Annotated in this window: 11 protein-coding genes; 2 read left to right on the top strand and 9 right to left on the bottom strand. The window is 49.2% G+C overall.

Going from position 1 to position 16856, the window contains the following annotated elements:
* Positions 1-21: 21 nt before the first annotated feature.
* From ASF12_RS24205 to ASF12_RS24215, 3 genes are read right to left on the bottom strand one after another with little or no spacing between them, the layout of a single operon-like run.
* On the bottom strand, positions 22-5601 hold the full coding sequence (locus tag ASF12_RS24205) for a non-ribosomal peptide synthetase/MFS transporter (protein ID WP_056040391.1): 5580 nt from the start codon (positions 5599-5601) through the stop codon (positions 22-24).
* Positions 5594-7003 (bottom strand): glycosyltransferase, encoded by a 1410-nt coding sequence (locus ASF12_RS24210; protein ID WP_056040393.1) that lies wholly within the window; start codon positions 7001-7003, stop codon positions 5594-5596. The genes ASF12_RS24205 and ASF12_RS24210 overlap by 8 nt, the downstream gene beginning before the upstream one ends.
* Positions 7004-7034: 31 nt before the next feature.
* Entirely contained in the window at positions 7035-8900 is a 1866-nt protein-coding gene (locus tag ASF12_RS24215) for a non-ribosomal peptide synthetase (RefSeq protein ID WP_056040396.1), read from the bottom strand.
* A gap of 615 nt (positions 8901-9515) precedes the next feature.
* Between ASF12_RS24215 and ASF12_RS24220 the strand changes: the two genes are divergently transcribed.
* Positions 9516-10112 (top strand): TetR/AcrR family transcriptional regulator, encoded by a 597-nt coding sequence (locus tag ASF12_RS24220; RefSeq protein WP_056040398.1) that lies wholly within the window; start codon positions 9516-9518, stop codon positions 10110-10112.
* A 96-nt stretch (positions 10113-10208) separates the two neighbouring features.
* Here the strand turns inward: ASF12_RS24220 and ASF12_RS24225 are convergent, their stop codons facing one another.
* The 3 genes from ASF12_RS24225 to ASF12_RS24235 form a co-directional block, all read right to left on the bottom strand.
* The gene (locus ASF12_RS24225; protein WP_056040400.1) at positions 10209-11471 is read right to left on the bottom strand and encodes a cytochrome P450 family protein; all 1263 of its coding nucleotides are present in this window, start codon (positions 11469-11471) and stop codon (positions 10209-10211) included.
* Between the two features lie 272 nt (positions 11472-11743).
* Positions 11744-12811, bottom strand: coding sequence for a sensor histidine kinase (locus tag ASF12_RS24230; RefSeq protein ID WP_056040402.1), 1068 nt, complete (start codon positions 12809-12811; stop codon positions 11744-11746).
* The gene (locus ASF12_RS24235; protein ID WP_056040404.1) at positions 12808-13479 is read right to left on the bottom strand and encodes a response regulator transcription factor; all 672 of its coding nucleotides are present in this window, start codon (positions 13477-13479) and stop codon (positions 12808-12810) included. The genes ASF12_RS24230 and ASF12_RS24235 overlap by 4 nt, the downstream gene beginning before the upstream one ends.
* A gap of 283 nt (positions 13480-13762) precedes the next feature.
* Between ASF12_RS24235 and ASF12_RS24240 the strand changes: the two genes are divergently transcribed.
* Positions 13763-14782 (top strand): zinc-dependent alcohol dehydrogenase, encoded by a 1020-nt coding sequence (locus ASF12_RS24240; RefSeq protein ID WP_235533264.1) that lies wholly within the window; start codon positions 13763-13765, stop codon positions 14780-14782.
* Between the two features lie 350 nt (positions 14783-15132).
* Here the strand turns inward: ASF12_RS24240 and ASF12_RS24245 are convergent, their stop codons facing one another.
* From ASF12_RS24245 to ASF12_RS24255, 3 genes are all read right to left on the bottom strand, one after another.
* Positions 15133-15435 (bottom strand): hypothetical protein, encoded by a 303-nt coding sequence (locus ASF12_RS24245; RefSeq protein ID WP_056040405.1) that lies wholly within the window; start codon positions 15433-15435, stop codon positions 15133-15135.
* 15 nt (positions 15436-15450) lie between these two features.
* Complete coding sequence (locus ASF12_RS24250; protein ID WP_155973424.1) at positions 15451-15681, bottom strand: hypothetical protein; 231 nt, start codon at positions 15679-15681, stop codon at positions 15451-15453.
* 406 nt (positions 15682-16087) lie between these two features.
* A complete protein-coding gene (locus ASF12_RS24255; RefSeq protein ID WP_056040410.1) occupies positions 16088-16762 on the bottom strand; it encodes a response regulator transcription factor in 675 nt (224 codons plus the stop codon).
* Positions 16763-16856 lie beyond the last annotated feature (94 nt).

Below are 16856 nucleotides of genomic sequence, written 5' to 3' on the forward strand. Positions count from 1 at the left end.
GTAACCTCCCCTATTCCACAATTAAATTCTGACGCCCATCTGGCGGTCTGCTATTTGCTGCAACTGATCCTTATCTCGTATAATAACGGCATCCGGCACGGCATCCGGCAAGATTGTCTCCATATGACGCAGCTGCCGATAACGCATGCCAAGCAATCCCCAGATGAACAAGATGGCGCCAATCGAAGTGATCAACAGCCCGATACCCATTCCGCCTCCCGATCCAAACAGCCCGGCAGCTTCTGTACCAGCTGGCAGCGCCGATGCAAGCGGAACGAAAACAGATGCAACAAGCGGTCCTGCAAGGAGGAAGCTAAGCGGACGCATGCTGAAGGCCATAACTTGGTTCGTTGCCAATACGCGGCCTTGCAGCTCAAGCCCTACCTTCGTCTGTATGAGTGCCAGCCAGTGCGTATTGATAAGCGCCAGCGCAAAGCCAAAGCCGAACAAGCCGATGGCTGCCGTTACAAGCGAAGGATAGATCCCGGCAACCGCTATCGATAAACCGGTCAGCATAACGAAACCGACCATTCCGTCCGCCCGGCGGTCGAACCCGCCCCATATCGTCATAAGGATCGAGCCGATAAATAGTCCTGCACCCTCAAACGCGATAACGATGCCTACTTTGTCAGCAGTCATGAACTGCAGCAGAAACGGCGTTGTCAGCACGTTATATAAGCTCATGAAAAAATTGACAACGATAAAAAACACGACCATGGCGACCATGCTCTTCCTTTGAATAATGTACTTCCACCCTCCGACGATTTCCCTGCTCATCGGTTCCTCACGTTTCTTGAACATCAGGTTAGGGAATCGGATCAGTGAAAGGATGACTATAGATAAACTCAGCAGCACTAGATCGATAACAACAATGGTTTGCAGACCGATCAATACAACCAAAGCTCCTCCTAGCGCTGGTGCCATAATCCCGTTCAAGGACATGACAAGCTGTCCTAATCCGTTTGCATGTCCTAAGTACCTTTTCGGCACGAGTTGCGCTGTTGCTGCCTGATAAGCTGGCATCGTGAAAGCGCCTGAAATTGATCCGATACCTGCAGCCACATAGATCGCCCATAGTGACAACGCATCCAGATAGAGCATAGTCGCGAGGAAAATTACCGAGCCTAACGCTAACATTTGTCCCGCCAGCATTACCTTTCGTCTATCATAGCGGTCCACAACCGCACCGGCCACCGGAAGCAGCAGCAGCGTGGGCAAAATCGCATAAAGCGAGATCGTCGCATAATCCGAAATCGACCCGGTATGCTGAAATACCCAGATGCCAAGCGCAAATCCGGTCAGTGACGTGCCAATTGTAGCGATGATTAAGCACAGCGTCACCGTGAGAAAAGATTTCACGCTCGGCTGAATATCCTTCTTCTTTTGCTTGTGCTCCATCGCAAGTTTTGGTACTTGCTGAGGAGCAGAAGCAGTCTGAGAAATAGGGCTCATTGTCGTTCGGCTTTCCCCGTTTTCACGCTCTTCCTCCCATGCACGAATCTGCTGCGACATGATTTTCGCGGCATGGTCCGATTGATGCTTGTGAAAATAATGCCCGGCATGCTCAACAACATGCAATCGCACATCCTCGCTGAAATCATACCACTCCATATAACGCTCCTCGTAGAACTCGGTCATTCGATCAGCGCCACCCACGATGCAAGCTACAGGTGCCTTCAGCTTCGGCTTATTCGGCAATGCGTAGAGCGCCGTGTAATAATCCTCCGCCTCCCGTGCATCATGCCGCAGGTTGCGCAGAACGAACTTCTGCTCTTCCGGAGAGATCTCGTCATCGAAGCCGCCAAAGGCGCGGAGCATGTCGCGTGCGAACTTATCAGACGTCCACTTCTCCCGCGGAAACAAGCGATGCCACCATTCCGTCAGCTTGAATGGCAATCTTGCTCCCGGGAAGGTGCCCGCCATAAAAATCCCGCTTACCTCTACATTTGCTTCCTGCAACAGCAACCCGGTGCGGAGCACCATTGCCCCACCTAAGCAATGGCCGTAGAGATAAACCTCACCCTTGACCTTGCTTTTGATTTCTTGAGCAATCCGAGCCGCCGTTTCCTCATGCGAGGCCAGCAACTGGCTAGTTCGACTGTAATCATGCCCGGGCAGTTCGACCGCATACAGGGCATAGTTGGGAGGCAATCCCTTCGCCATTGGCTGGAACGTAATTGCGCTGCCGCCGCCGTACGGCACGCAGACTAGCGTAATCGCTTTGCCCCCGATATTCGATGCCTTTTTGAATTCGATCAGAAGATCGTCGCTCCGTGTAGCGCCGGATGCGAGATGCTCGGCCAGCTCACGCACCGTCGGATACTGGAAGAGGTCCATTACGCTAAAGGAATTGCCCATCTTGCGTACGACCTTAATCGCCTTGAATGAATCACCGCCAAGGTCGAAAAATTCATCGTTGATGCCGATCTGTTCGAGCCCCAATACTTCCTGCCAAACAGCGGCGATTTCATGCTCTTCCTTGGTCTCCGGCGCAGCAAAGCCATTGTCTCCCGCTCGATTTGCAGCGCTTGGCGCAGGCAGCATTGCACGGTCCAGCTTGCCGTTCGCGTTAAGCGGCAGCCGCTCGATCTCGACAAAGGCCGAAGGCAGCATATAGTCGGGCAAAATGCTTTTTATGTGTTTTCGAATCGCGCTTACATCAAGCTGCGCTCCACGTACAGCCTGCTCCTGAGCGTCTGGTAACAAGCGCTGCTCCGGTACCAAATAGGCAACCAGCCGTTTGTCTCCCGGTTCATCTTCGCGAATAGTCACGACCGCATCGCGTAATCCTCCCATTTGCAGCAGAACATGCTCGATCTCGCCAGTCTCGATCCGATAGCCGCGGATTTTGACCTGTTGGTCCATTCGTCCAATAAACTGAATCATGCCGTTAGGCAAATGGCGAACCAGGTCGCCCGTGCGATACATCCGTTCTCCCGGTCGATCTGTGAACGGATTCGGCACGAATCGCTCGGCCGTCAGATCTGGCCTGCCGTAGTAGCCGCGCGTCACGGCGCTACCGCCGATGTACAACTCGCCGATGACGCCAGCTGGAACCGGCTGCAAATTAGCGTTAAGCACATAGACCGGCGCGTTCGGTATCGGACGTCCAAGCGGAAGCACTGCAAGATGATCTTGCTCGCTTCCACCTACTGGCACCTCATAGGTGAGTACGGAAACGGTTGTCTCCGTAGGACCATAATGATTTTGAATCCGACAGCCCGGACGAAGGCGCCGAATGTCTGCAATTGACCCCCAATGCGAGGCTTCGCCAGCAAGAATCAAGCATTCGCGCGGTATGATGACGCTGGGATTTGCTACGCCGAGCAGCACCTCCATATGGCTTGGAACGATCTTCATAACATCGATCGGATGCGCTTCGCAATAAGCGGCGAAAGCATCGGGATCAGCAGCACGCTCATACGGTATGACATGCAGGGTGCCTCCTGTTCCGAATGCCCCCCAGATCATCGGCGTTCCAAGATCGGCAGCAAGCGTGCTGACGATGGCGAAATGGAGGCCTTCCCGCAGCGCCAAACGCTGCATAATGCCTTCCAAATAGTTGGCATAACTTCGGTGCTCCACCGCCACGCCCTTCGGTTTCCCCGTTGATCCGGACGTGAACAGCACATACATAAGATCGTCCAGCTTTGAGATTACTTCGGGATTATTCGCATCTTCTTGCGCTATCTTATCCCAATCCCGGTCGAGCGAAACCATGCGTATGGGCGCCGACGCTGCCTCCTCGTTTTGCGGCAGCAGATCGGCGAAGGCTTCCTCGGTCACGATGACCGATACCTCAGCCTCCTGCGCAATCATTCGCAAGCGCTCCACCGGCAGCTTAGGATCAAGCGGCACATAGGCACCACCTGCCTTCAAGATGCCGACCAAGCCGACGATGATATCGACAGTGCGCTCCATGTAAAGGCCGACGGTTGTATTAGGTCCGACCTGCATACCACGCAGATGGTGCGCCAAGCGGTTAGCCCGTTCATTCAGCTCAAGATAGGTAAGTGTACGCCCCTCTGAGCATACAGCTGCGGCCATAGGTGTAAGAGCCGATTGACGCTCCACGAGAAGATGCGGCAATTGGAGCTCTGTACCGGTAGACTCGCCAGCATTCCAGTCGACCAGAACCTTCTGCAGCTGTTCGCCCGAGAGAGCTGCAACTGCATATATCGGCAGCGCGGAATTGTCTATTACGCGTTCCAAAATCATGCAGTAATGCTCCGCCATTTGCTGGATTGTCGACTCGCGGAATAGATCTAGGCGATACGTCAATGTAACTTCCATGCCTAACTTTTGATTTTCGAATACCGTCATCGTCAGATCCAGCATCCCGCCTCGCGTACGATCACCCACGAACGGTACAATCTCAAGGTCAGGCAGTTCTCTCAGCGCCTGCCCATGCCGTTCGAACAGAAACATGGTATCAAAAAATAGCGCATGGCCTATAACACGATCTGGATTCATCTCTTCGACGATTCTGTCAAATGGCAAATCCTGATGATCATTCGCCTCCAGCACCGTCTCGCGGACTGCCGAGATAAAGTCGCTGAAGCTGCTGCCCATATCAATCGCGGAGCGAAGCGCGACCGTATTCGCGAAGAAGCCAGCAAGCTTCTCGATTTCCTGCTTGCCTCGATTCGCCATGGGCGTGCCGACAACGATTTCTTGCTTGCCGTTGTAGCTTGCGAGTAGTACCTTGTAAGCGGCTAGCAGCAGGACAAAAGACGTGCAGCCGAGCTGCTTGCTCGCTTCGCGGATACGCTGCGAGAATGATGGATCGAGCGTCAGGCTGAAGAAACCGACTTTGCGCTCAACTTGAATCGAGGGGCGCGGGTAATCCGTCGGCAGATCCAGCGTCGCCGGTGCTGGCATCAGTTTATTTTTCCAGTAGCGCAGCTGTTCTTCGTATTCCGATCCTGTCATCCACTGCCTCTGCCAGACGGCAAAGTCCGGGTATTGAATCGGCAGCTCCGGAAGGGAAAGCGGCTCTTCCAGGGCAAAGGAACGATAAATCGCGGCGAGCTCTTCGTCGAACACGTCGGCTGACCAGCCATCATAGATTAAGTGATGCGTCATCCAGACGAGAACATGCTTTTCGGGATCCAAGCGGAAGAGCATTGCCTTCACAAGCGGCCCGTTCAGGAAATCATACGGTGCCGTCGCTTCCTTCTCCATAAGCTCATAGACCTTGTTTTCATCGGCCAACTCGATAATTGGGAGGTCAATCGTCAGCTCGGGGCGAATGATCTGCACGTAATCGTCGTTCTCATAAGCAACAACAGCGCGCATGATTTCATGACGCTTGATCATTTCGTTCAGCGTGCGATGCAGGGCAGAGACATTCAGCTTGCCGATGAGCTTGTAGCCGTTGGCAAAATTGTACCGCTCCGTCCCCGGCATATATTCTTCGAAAAACATAATTCGCTGTTGCGGAAATGATAGAGGAAACTTGTTAGCCCCTGCTTGCCTAGGCTGCTTTGGGATTACCGACGAAGCTGCGGCAGCCTTTGCCTTATTCTGTTTGGCTTTCAGGGCAAGGAGCGCCCGTCGTTCGGGCGAAAGCTGCTCGATGCGATCAATCGTTTTACTCATAGTGCGCCTCCTTCAAAGGCAGGGGATGACTTCCGAGCTGGCGCTGCACCAGCCACTGCGATAACAGTGAACGCTTGCCTGCTGATAGTGACTGATTGATCTCATCCAGGCGATGATCAGGCGCGGTCACTGCGCTTCGCAAGGACTGCTGGCGCTGCGCTGCAACGTAATCAGCAATAAGCTGATCCGAGGCAATGGCGCAGTCGGGCTTGCCGATTACCGATTCCATGGCCGTGCAGGCCGCTGCCATCGTATCATGCTCCGCAATAACCCTTGCCAACTGGCGGCAGCGCTCTTTCACTGTGCTTGTCTGAATGCCTTTTATGGCATTTGCGATCAGCGCGGGCTCCCACTGAAGCGGCGGCAAATAATCACCTATGCCCAGATGCTTGATCCGCATTCCGTTATCTGGACGATCCGTATCGGCTGCGAGCGCCAGCTGCGGCACAGCGGCGGTCATGGCTCCCGTAATCGTACCGATTCCGCCGTGATGGATGACGCTGCTGATTAGCGGATATACACTGGCGAGCGGCAAAATCTTGTACCAGCGAATATGATCCGGCAGCTCGCCTTGAATGAATTCTTCATGCCTCGTAACAAGTATGGTTCGCTGCCCCAGCAGCTTGACGCCCTCGATTGCCGCTTGGTAGAAATTCGGCTTAATCATTTTCCCTGTCCCGCCCGTAATCAAGAGAGGCGGTTCGCCGGCGCGGATAAAATCTAGCAGGTCGTTTGGCAAAGGCTCATATTCGATCGCATCGGCCAGCGGAAATCCGACGGTATCCACCTTCAGCGCCCATTCTGGTGCTTCCACAGCAGCATCAAAGCTCTCATGCCAGAAACCGATGTTTTTTTTCACGGCGCCCATCCATGATGTCCAGCTTGAGACTGGCGTAAGTCCAAGATCGCTGCGAAAAGTGTTAATAAGTGATATCGCAAAGTCCAGTCCAAGCTCTTCCCAAATATGCAGCTGCGTCACATAGCTGGGCGCGAGTACGCCCGTGACGATTGGCACATGCATCATCTCAGATACGATCATGGCAACGAAGCCGTCACGCTCCTTGCAGATCAGCACGGAGTCCTCCGCTTGGCACAGCTCCGTCAGGATGTCATACTCCTGCTGGAATTTCTCTTTCGAATAATACTTGCGTTGGTAAGCTTCATAGAGGTCGGGCTTGTTCAGCGGATCCTCCATCATGTATAGATCCTTCATGATTTCGGTGTATTCCTCTGGTTTATCGATGCCGCGAAAAGCGATGCCGGACTTCTCGGCCAGCGGCGCAAATACGCCGTGAGTCACCAGGGTTGCCTGGTGTCCACGCCGGCGAAGTGCAGACGCTAACCGCAGAAACGGCAGTACATCTCCGTTCGTCATATGCGTGCTAAGAACGAAATTTGCCACGAATCGTCTCCTCCTGATCATCTACTGACTGTTACTTCAGCAGCGCCTCAATTTCCTCTTCCGACAGGTGCTCCATCTCGCTCAACAGCGCTTCGATCTCGGCATCGTCAGTCTCCGCAAGCAGATTGGCTTCAATAATTGACGCGAGGGCGCGAATCGTCGTTCCTTGTGTGAGCATATCCTTCAGCGATACCTTCACGCCGAAAACATGTCCACACCGGACAAGAATTTGAGTTGCGACGAGCGAATGGCCGCCCAAGTCGATGAAATCGTCGTCAAGCCCGAGCTGATCGAAACTGAAAAAACCTGACCAAATCACGGCAAGCTCCTTCTGGATATAGGTTTCCGGCGGAACATACGCCTGGCCAATCATCAGGCGTGACAGCGTCGGACTCGGCAGGAGCTTGCGGTCCGTCTTGCCGCTAGGGGTAAGTGGGAAGGCCTCCATCTCAACGAAATAAGAAGGGACCATATAGTCTGGCAAATGCTGCTGTAGATGGCTCCTCAGCTCGCTGATCGAGGGAGCGAACTCAGCATTTGGAATGAAATAGGCGGTAATGCGCTGGTCTCCGGGCTGATCCTCGCAGACAACCGTCACAGCTTGATTGACTCCTGGATGCTGTTCAAGCACCGTGCTAATTTCGCCCAGCTCGATACGGAAGCCCCGTACCTTCACCTGATCGTCGTTGCGGCCCAGACATTCCAGGTTTCCGTCCGTAAGCCAGCGCCCGAGATCTCCGGTATGGTACATCCGTGCCCCCGGTTCCTTGCTGTATGGATCGGGCACGAATCGCTCGGCCGTCAGGTCCGGTCTGCCGTAATAACCGCGCGCGAGCCCGATGCCACTGATGAAGAGCTCGCCAATCTCACCAGGTGCGACCGGTTCATAGCGGTCGTTTAATACGTACATAGCATTCTCAGGGATAGCCTTGCCAATTGGAATGACCGAACGGTTCAAGCTGCGATCGCTGGTCCAATTGGTAATGAATACCGCTGCCTCGGTCGGACCATACAAGTTGTGAAGCTGCGCGGACATCGTACGGCAGAACCGTTCGTTCAGCGCGGCAGACAACGGCTCCCCGCATAAGAAAACATGTTTCAGAAAGGGGAGGTCCTGAGCCTGCTCCGCACTCAAGAACGTCTGGAGCATCGTCGGAACGAATTGCACGAACGTAATACATTCGCGCTTGATGACCTCCCACATATATTCGTTGTCAAGGTGGCCTTTGGGCTTGGCCATGACAAGGCATGCTCCGCATATATGCGGCCAGAAAAATTCCCATACCGATACGTCGAAGCTGTATGGAGATTTCTGAAGAAGCTTATCATTTTCCTCCATTTCGAAAGTGTGCTGCAGCCAAAGAACCCGATTGCGAATGGCAGCGTGCGTATTCATTGCCCCCTTCGGCCTTCCCGTCGATCCGGAGGTATAGAACATGTAAGCCAGATGGCTCTCATGCAAGGCAATATTCGGGTTTCCCTCCTCATCTCCATATCCATCCAATGGCTCTGACTCGTCTAAAATCAATACATCACCGTCGAACCCAGCGAACTGTTCCGCAAATTGACGCTGCGTAATGATTCGTCTTACCTTGCTGTCCTGAATCATGTAGGCTAGCCGATCCTTCGGATAATCCGGATCCAGCGGCACGTAAGCGCCCCCTGCCTTTAGGACGCCGTACAGCGCGACGACCAGTTCAATCGAACGCTCCATGCAGATGCCTGCCAGCACGTCAGGACCGATACCGATCGCACGCAAGCGATACGCTAGCCGATTCGCGCGGCGGTTCAACTCGGCGTACGTTACTGACTTCTCCTCAAATCTAACAGCTTCACGACTAGGCGTACGTTCCGACTGCTGCTCGAATAACTGGTGAACCAAGCTTTTTGCTTGCATTCAATCACTCCTCATATGTAGTGACCATCACGATAATGCTAAAACATGTGCATAGAATATCCTACTTGAATATGGTAGAAAGCGCTAATGCTGGGATGACTTCTTTAACACTACTTTAACGCTAAAATGACCCTTTCCGGCAATCTCTCAAACATTAGCAAATTGCAGCGACACAACAAGAAGCCTCCGTGGATGGGAAGGCTTTAGAGGGTTTGTTTTATTTGTAAATATTGCATCTATTTTACAGTTCAGTCATTCCACATCCTCACAAAAACAGATGAACTCCAGATTCAAGAGGTCATCCGTCGGCTTGTTGTGTTCTTATTCTTATTGCTTTAAGTTAAAGAAGAAAAAAGTTTCATATCAAGCAGCCGTTTTATATCTATTAGGTGTCCCTTCACTTTATTCTTATTTTCTTTTTATTTTTTTCGATCTTATTTGTACAAATAAATATTTACTCCACCTTGCATTAGATGTTGACTCATAGAAAAAATACTGCTACTGTTTCAATGCAGACTTCCTCAGTCAGCACATTCCTCTCTTTTTTACTAGGATTAAGCGGATAATTCTCCACTTGTAATAGGGGCTCAGATGAAGGATGGGAAGTGATAAACAGTGAATGAAACAAATGCAATCTACCGTTCAGAGCGCCGTGATGCCGCCGAGAACCGCCAGCGTATTCTGGATGCGGCTAACAAGTTATTTCAGCTCCACGGCGTCGAGCAGGTCAGCATGAACCAGATCGCCGTCGAAGCGCAAATCGGAGCGGGAACCCTGTACCGGCGTTACCGCAACAAAAGTGATCTGTGCATGCATTTAATCAAAGACAACGTGACGGTGTTGTTTGAGGATATTGAGGAATACTTGCAGGAGAATGCCTACCGCCCGCCTTATGACCGATTGCGTGGGCTGCTTGCTGTGTTTATTCAGTTCAGAGAGAAAAATGCGCAGCTGCTTGCCGGTGTCGAGAATTCAGCTAATAATGTGCCGGACCCCAGAACGAAAAGTCCCATCTATGACAAATTTCATAAGCTGCTTCTTGGGCTGATTGAAGAATGGATAGCAGAAACCAACCAACCACAGCCCCTCAGCTTATTCAAAACAGATATGCTTATGAACGCCCTCAGCAGCGATTCGTATCTGTTTCAAAAAAATGTGCGCGGCAACTCGCCCGACCGGATTTTGGAGCAGCTATGCCAGACATTTCTTTAATACATCACATTCATGAGAACAAGCCTAATTCATCGACGGCAATCTGCCGTTTGAATTAGGCTTGTTTTGAATGAAGCATGTTTTGTAGTCTTTTCCCTAAAAAACGACTGGCAGGGCAGCTAAACTCTGTGAGCTCAGCGCGAAATGCCAGGAGATGTCTTCCCGAGGAATGCTGAGCCGCAGGTTGGGCATCCGTCTCAGCAGCGTTTGAAATGCAATGTCTCCCTCTACACGAGCTAGTGGCGCGCCCAAGCAGGAATGGATGCCATGACCGAAAGCAAGATGGCGATTAATCGTACGAGTTATATCCAGTTCTTCTGCTTGTGCGAACGGGCATTCATCCCGGTTTGCAGATTTCAATAAAGGGATCAGCATATCTCCCTTTTTAATCTGCTGACCAGCAAGTACAATATCTTGCGTTGCAAAGCGAGGTCCCGACATGGTAGCTGGTCCATTGAAACGAAGCAGCTCTTCGAAGGCGGACGGAGCCAGACTAAGATCAGCTTTGAGCTTCTCCAGCTGCTCCGGATGATCTAACAGCATCAATGTTCCTGTGGCAATGAGATTTGAGGTCGTCTCATGGCCGGCAAAGATCAATAGGGTAATCATGGAGATCAACTCTGGCTGACTCAGCTTGTCCCCCTCTTCTTCGATGGCGATTAACTGGCTGATCAAGTCATCAGCTGGATGCTTGCGTTTGTCAGCAACAAGCTCCGCCGTGTATTCACCGAAAGCACGCAAATGTTCCTCTACTCCCGGTGCGCGCACACCAAGACCCAAACCATGTGAAATCGCTTTAGACCAGTCATGGATCTGCGAGCGGTCTGCTTCAGGTACCCCAAGCATATCGGATATTACGTGAATGGGTAAAGGATAGGCATAATCTTTGACAAGGTCCATCTCACCGCGAGCTTGCACCTTATCCAGCAATTCATCCGCAATCTTCTGCACACGCGGTCGAAGGCTTTCCATGTATTTGGGCGTGAAGGCTTTGGAGACCAGCCTGCGTAACCGCCGATGATCAGGATCATCGACAGATAGCATGGATTTTCCGGTGAAAAAGGTATCTGGAGCGGATGCATCTGCGTTTTCCATAAAGGCTTTTTTAAATTCGTTGCTGCCACCGATCGTTTCTGGGTCTACAGTGAAGTGGGCATGATCCTTAAGTACCTGAGACACTTCTTCCATTCGCGTGACCAACCATTGCTGGCGATCTGTGCCACCCATAGGCACAGTAATAGGAATAACAGCTCCCGTTTCACGCAGCTGCGCGAAAATCGGAAATGGGTTTTCAGGACTGTCACTACTAAACAGGCTAAGCGCTGCTTTTTCACATACACTATTATCGGAATAATTCATCTTAAACCATCCTTTCGCTACTGCCTTTTATTTTAATGAAAATGGGTTATATAAATGGAGACTTACGTTATCCTGCTCCCCTCCTTTTATTGAGATTAAGTGGATAGTTTTCCACATAATCTCTTCTTAAGATTAAACGGAGAACTCTCCTCTTGTCAACTTTAACCAAATACAAGCGTTTTCCCCCTACCCCTTGCTGCTCCCATACGGCTAAACAAAATAAGCAGCCTGAATTCGATTGTTCGAATCCAGGCTGCCCTGCTGCGCACTGATTACTTTTCAACTTTTAATTGGACTGTAAAGGTTGTGCCCTCTCCAGGTTCGCTCTTAACCGAAATGACACCGCCTATCAATTCAATTACGCGGAGCGAAAGAGCAAGACCGAGGCCATTCCCCTCCGCATGATGGGAAGGATCGCCTTGATAAAATTTATCAAAAATATGCTTCATCGTTTCCTCGTCCATCCCACAGCCTGTGTCTGATACCATGACCGTGATCGCATGTTCATCCGAAATTTGCTTTAGGGTGATCGTTCCCCCGGGAGATGTGAATTTTAAAGCATTGGAGAAAAGATTATGCCACACGATCTCCAACATACTTTCTTCAGCGCGAATGATGGCACGATCCTCTATATCGACCATAAATGCGATCTTTTTTTCTTCCCATGCATTTTCAAAGTATAGCGCGCAATCGCATAGCTGCCTGCACAGATCGTAGGGCTCGGCAACAGGCACAATCTCCTGATTTTCCAATTTGTTCAGCTTAAGGATGTTGACGACGAGTGTTGCTAGCTTATTGGTAGAAGAAATAATGGTAGCGGTATAATCCTTTCGCAGCTCCGGCAGCAAATCATCCTGCTGTAGTGCCGTAGCGTAACCGTGAATGACGGACAACGGTGTCTTGATTTCATGGGATACATTGGAAATAAAGTCGTTTTTCAGCGTTTCAATGCTGTTCAGTTCCTCCACCATCTTGTTGAAATCCTCGAACATCACATCCACATAGTTCTTCTTATCCGCTCTGTGTATAGGCTCGAGATAGACCGAAAAGTCTCCTTCTGATACCTGCTTGGCCGCCTCGCTGAGTTTTCGCATGGGCTTGTCAAAGGATTTGTACTTCTGCCTTGCGGTAACCAGGCAAAAAATAAGACTAACGATAATCCAATAGCCCGAGATTCCGAAAATGTATGGCCACGGCACGTGTTCTATTGGCCGATAAGCATCATAGATTAGCGCTTGTCCCGCAGTCAGCGTAGACAACACTAAATAAGTGACCACAAATTCTTTCCATGAAAAAAGCGGTGACTTCATTCTCGCATCTGGTTTCTGTTTCTTATTCATTGCAGCACTGCCTTGTAGCCTAGCCCATGCACGGTCATAATTTTGAAACCTTCACAGCAGGAAAACTTGTCCCGAAGCTTGACAATATATACGTCCACAGCGCGCAGGCTGGTTTGACTTTCAATGCCCCAGAACTCGTCCATAAGCTGGGCACGCGAAAAGGTATGTTTGGGATAGGAAAGCATTTTGTACAGGATGTTGAATTCTCGAACCGTCACGGGTACTTCCTTGCCATCTACTGTAGCGGTCATATCGTCTGCGTCCATCAGCAGGCTTCCTACCCTCAGTTTTTTTTCATGGGCAATATTCGCTCTTCGAAGCAGGGCACCCACCCGCAGAACCAGTTCATCCAAATCAATCGGTTTAACCATGTAATCGTCAATGCCGGCAAAAAAACCTTTTTGTTTGGAGGATATATCATCACGGGCAGTAACAAAAAGAATGGGAATGGTCTTATTGATCCCCCTTATTGTCTCTGCAAATTCAAAACCGTCGATCTCCGGCATCATAACATCGGAAATGAGAAGATCATAGATATGGTTATACATTAAATCATAAGCTTCACGTGGGTTCAGACAACCTTTAGCGTTGTAACCATTTTTGGACAAATAGGCGCAAAAAATTTGGTTAAGCTTTGTATCGTCCTCCACTACAAGTATATTGATCATAAAAACATCCTTTCTGACGCATTAGTATCATCATAATAGATAGTTGTTAAAAAATTGTTTAAGCTAAGCCGCGATATCAAGTAACATGAGGCCTGAATCGTTCTTATTTTCACGATTAATATCTCATAAACATTATTTTAACAACTTTGAAACATTATTATTGCATGATTAGGACATCCAATCGATCATTGGAATCTGTTGTAAGTATTTAGTCTATCCGATTACGACTTAACAGATGCGAAAAAGCGGTTGAGCGATTAACATTCATGAGGAGTGAAGTTACATGATGAAGGCAGCGATCTATTCTGGCAAAAATGACATTCGAGTTGAAGAAAAAGCGATTCCTGTTGTAGGCCCAAAGGATGTTCTCGTAAGAAATCTGCGTGGCGGCATATGCGGTACAGATATTAATATTGTCAAAGTCGGTGCAGGCAATATGGGGATTACTCTTGGTTCGGAATTTGGACATGAAATGGTCGGCGATGTTGTGGAAATAGGGTCCGAAGTTTCTTCCCAGATTGAAATGGGAATGCGTGTAGGCATTAATCCGATTACAGCCAAAAAAGTCGGGAGGCGCAAATCGCTGGAGTGTTCCGGATTTTCACAGTATGTCTTAATAGAAGAAGCTGAACTTAACTATAACTTATATGAAATAGATAAAAGTGTTCCAGTGGAGGTAGCTTCACTGATCGAGCCGATGAGCGTCGGACGACATGGTGCTTTCAGCGCAAACCCGCAGCCTGAAGATCGGATTGTCGTTATGGGTGGAGGTCCTATCGGTCTTCTCGCAGCTGCCAGCTTGATTGCTGAAGGTATGAAGCACGTGTGTGTGGCCGACATTGACGAATGGCGATTGTCCAAAGCCGCTGGATTAGGGGCATTGACCGTCAATACGGCTGAAACGACACTTGAGGAGGGATTGGCTGGACATTTTGGCACCGTGAACGTATATGGTGTTGAAGTACCCAACGTAGACGTATTTATAGATGCGGCGGGTGCTCCCGTTTTGTTTGAAGCCATCATGAAAATCGTGAAGCCTAAAGCCAGAATTTCAATTATTGCAGTTTATAAAACCGATGTGCCGATTAGCTTGCAGCAGGTCATGTCCAAAGAAGTACAGCTTAAAGGCTCCAGCGGGTATACACATGAGGATTTTTCCAAGGTGGTCCAGCATCTTTCAAGCTTTAAAAATGAGCTGTCCACCCTTATTACGCAGGTTTATAAGCTTGATGATATTCAGGAAGCCTTTACTAAAGCCATTGAAGCTAAAGGTACGGTTAAAGTGGTTGTCGATTTAACATAAAATCTATCATGTAATCACTGAAGCTTTTCCTTTGAGAAGCCAGTGTAAATACAAGACAAGCTCTTGTCCTTTATTGGGACAAGAGCTTGTCTTATTCAAGGAACGTATCTCACCCCCTGCTCCAGTTAGGAAAGTTCCAATCCTGCCATTTGAAACTGTGAGAACGATCGGATTTAAAAAAACGTTCGAATATACGCTTCTGATCCTGTAGAGAAATGCCAATGCACACGTCGGATATGCGAGCGATTACATTTTTGACATCTTGTTTGATTCTGACTTTACTAAAGCGCCATCCATCTCGAATACTCGACCTTTGTTCTACAGTTTTTTTACAAAAAGCAAAGTCGGCATTATAGATTCATTGACTGGATATGCTCTTTTGTCTCTGCCGTTCCTAGATGCCCTATTGTATTGTATATTTCTTTGAGATAGTAATCATATCCGTCATTCTCGAGATCGTGATGATATGGAATTCCTGGAATGGAGTTTCTTAACAAACTTTCGTTATCGAAATTTTCCATTTCTTCAAACAAATACAACAACTGTTGCAATTCCTCCGACGTTGCTTCGATTTCGAATTCGTATGAGGCATCTCCTTGCCTAGTCATTATAGTTTTGGATTGAACTGAAACATAATATTTTTGCTTCTCCATGCGCGTGCCCTCCTCTTATGACTCCTTCAGGAATATCCATATCATTGCAAGCACGATCGTTATCACAGGGGCGATTACATATATCATGAAGATTGGATTCGCGATGATCGGATGCTTGACCGTTGTTAAACTTACATCCTTGTCTAGGGTCGTATTTTTCACTTGCAGCTTTCGGGAAACCATGATTGATCCGAACACCCCGTAAACACAAGCCACTATTCCTAAAATCGCTAACAAAATATACAATTTGCTAGTCCCCTTTCCTAAAATCTTTGCCACCTTATTTTGTTTCCTTAGATATTTTTTATTCATTTTATGTTAGACAACAAAATTTTGATTTTTTGTCGGCTAAATCGAGTTATTGATACCGATGCTTTCCAAATGAGAGTCCTGCTTTTAAAAAAAGCCCTTGCCCCAGCTAGGGACAAGAGCTTAAGACATTGAGTGAATTCTCCTGCAACTGCGGCTTGGACAATCCGAATTATGTGTAGTGCGACGATGACCCCTCGGATTTACTTAAATCACTTCTCCGCTGAGCACTTTATTTACTTGTTCCATCGTTACAGTGGCAGGATTGTGCCCATTTAACATTCCGTAAGACTGGAATTAGTCTGCTTCATCATAAATTTGAAGATGGTAAGACTTGAGCTGATCATTCATAAACCTCAAGCCGGTAGCCAAGTCCGCGCACCGTCTCGATGCGAAATTCCGGTGTAGTCCCGAACCGTTCGCGCAGACGCTTAATATGTACGTCTATTGTTCGATCATCCCCAGCGTAATTGATCCCCCAAATTTGATCGATCAACTGCTCGCGCGTATACACTTGCCCGGGAGTTCCAGCAAGCTTATACAGCAATTCGAACTCCTTGAGCGGCAAAGTGAGCGACTCGCTCCCTCTCATCACCTTATAGGACTGCCGATCAAGAATGACGTTGCCGAACTGGATCGTCTGCGTAGAGCCAATCCGGTATCGTTTCAGCAATGCCCTAACCCGTGCCGTCAACTCCAACGGATCGAATGGTTTCGTCAAATAATCGTCCGTCCCTAGCTCGAACCCCTTCACTTTCTCCCATGTTTCGCCTCGTGCGGTCAGCATAAGCAGCGGCAGATCAGGATTGGCTCTTCTGAGCTCCTTGCATAACGTCCAGCCATCCATAATCGGCATCATAATATCGAGTACAACAAGATCGACATGCGTCGAAGCGTAGACGTCCAGAGCTTCCTTGCCGTCCGCAGCTTCAACTGTTGCGAATCCGTCGTTGCGTAGAAATAAACAGACAAGTTCGCGAATGTTCGCATCGTCGTCAGCAACCAGTATTGTAAGCATTCGGTCCCTCTTTTCCTATTTTCCATCTCTTATTGAAGTAACCATTATACTACAACTAAATGGGGATTGTCCTATTCTTCCTGCATCATGATGC

It is taken from the genome of Paenibacillus sp. Leaf72 (genome assembly GCF_001422685.1).
GTDB lineage: Bacteria > Bacillota > Bacilli > Paenibacillales > Paenibacillaceae > Pristimantibacillus.

Bases quoted from the DNA above. Each gene is read 5' to 3' on its own strand.
- ASF12_RS24230 (WP_056040402.1), bottom strand. From the start codon at position 12,811: ATGAATAAGAAACAGAAACCAGATGCGAGAATGAAGTCACCGCTTTTT.
- ASF12_RS24255 (WP_056040410.1), bottom strand. From the start codon at position 16,762: ATGCTTACAATACTGGTTGCTGACGACGATGCGAACATTCGCGAACTT.
- ASF12_RS24225 (WP_056040400.1), bottom strand. From the start codon at position 11,471: ATGAATTATTCCGATAATAGTGTATGTGAAAAAGCAGCGCTTAGCCTG.
- ASF12_RS24240 (WP_235533264.1), top strand. From the start codon at position 13,763: ATGATGAAGGCAGCGATCTATTCTGGCAAAAATGACATTCGAGTTGAA.
- ASF12_RS24215 (WP_056040396.1), bottom strand. From the start codon at position 8,900: ATGCAAGCAAAAAGCTTGGTTCACCAGTTATTCGAGCAGCAGTCGGAA.
- ASF12_RS24205 (WP_056040391.1), bottom strand. From the start codon at position 5,601: ATGAGTAAAACGATTGATCGCATCGAGCAGCTTTCGCCCGAACGACGG.
- ASF12_RS24235 (WP_056040404.1), bottom strand. From the start codon at position 13,479: ATGATCAATATACTTGTAGTGGAGGACGATACAAAGCTTAACCAAATT.
- ASF12_RS24245 (WP_056040405.1), bottom strand. From the start codon at position 15,435: ATGGAGAAGCAAAAATATTATGTTTCAGTTCAATCCAAAACTATAATG.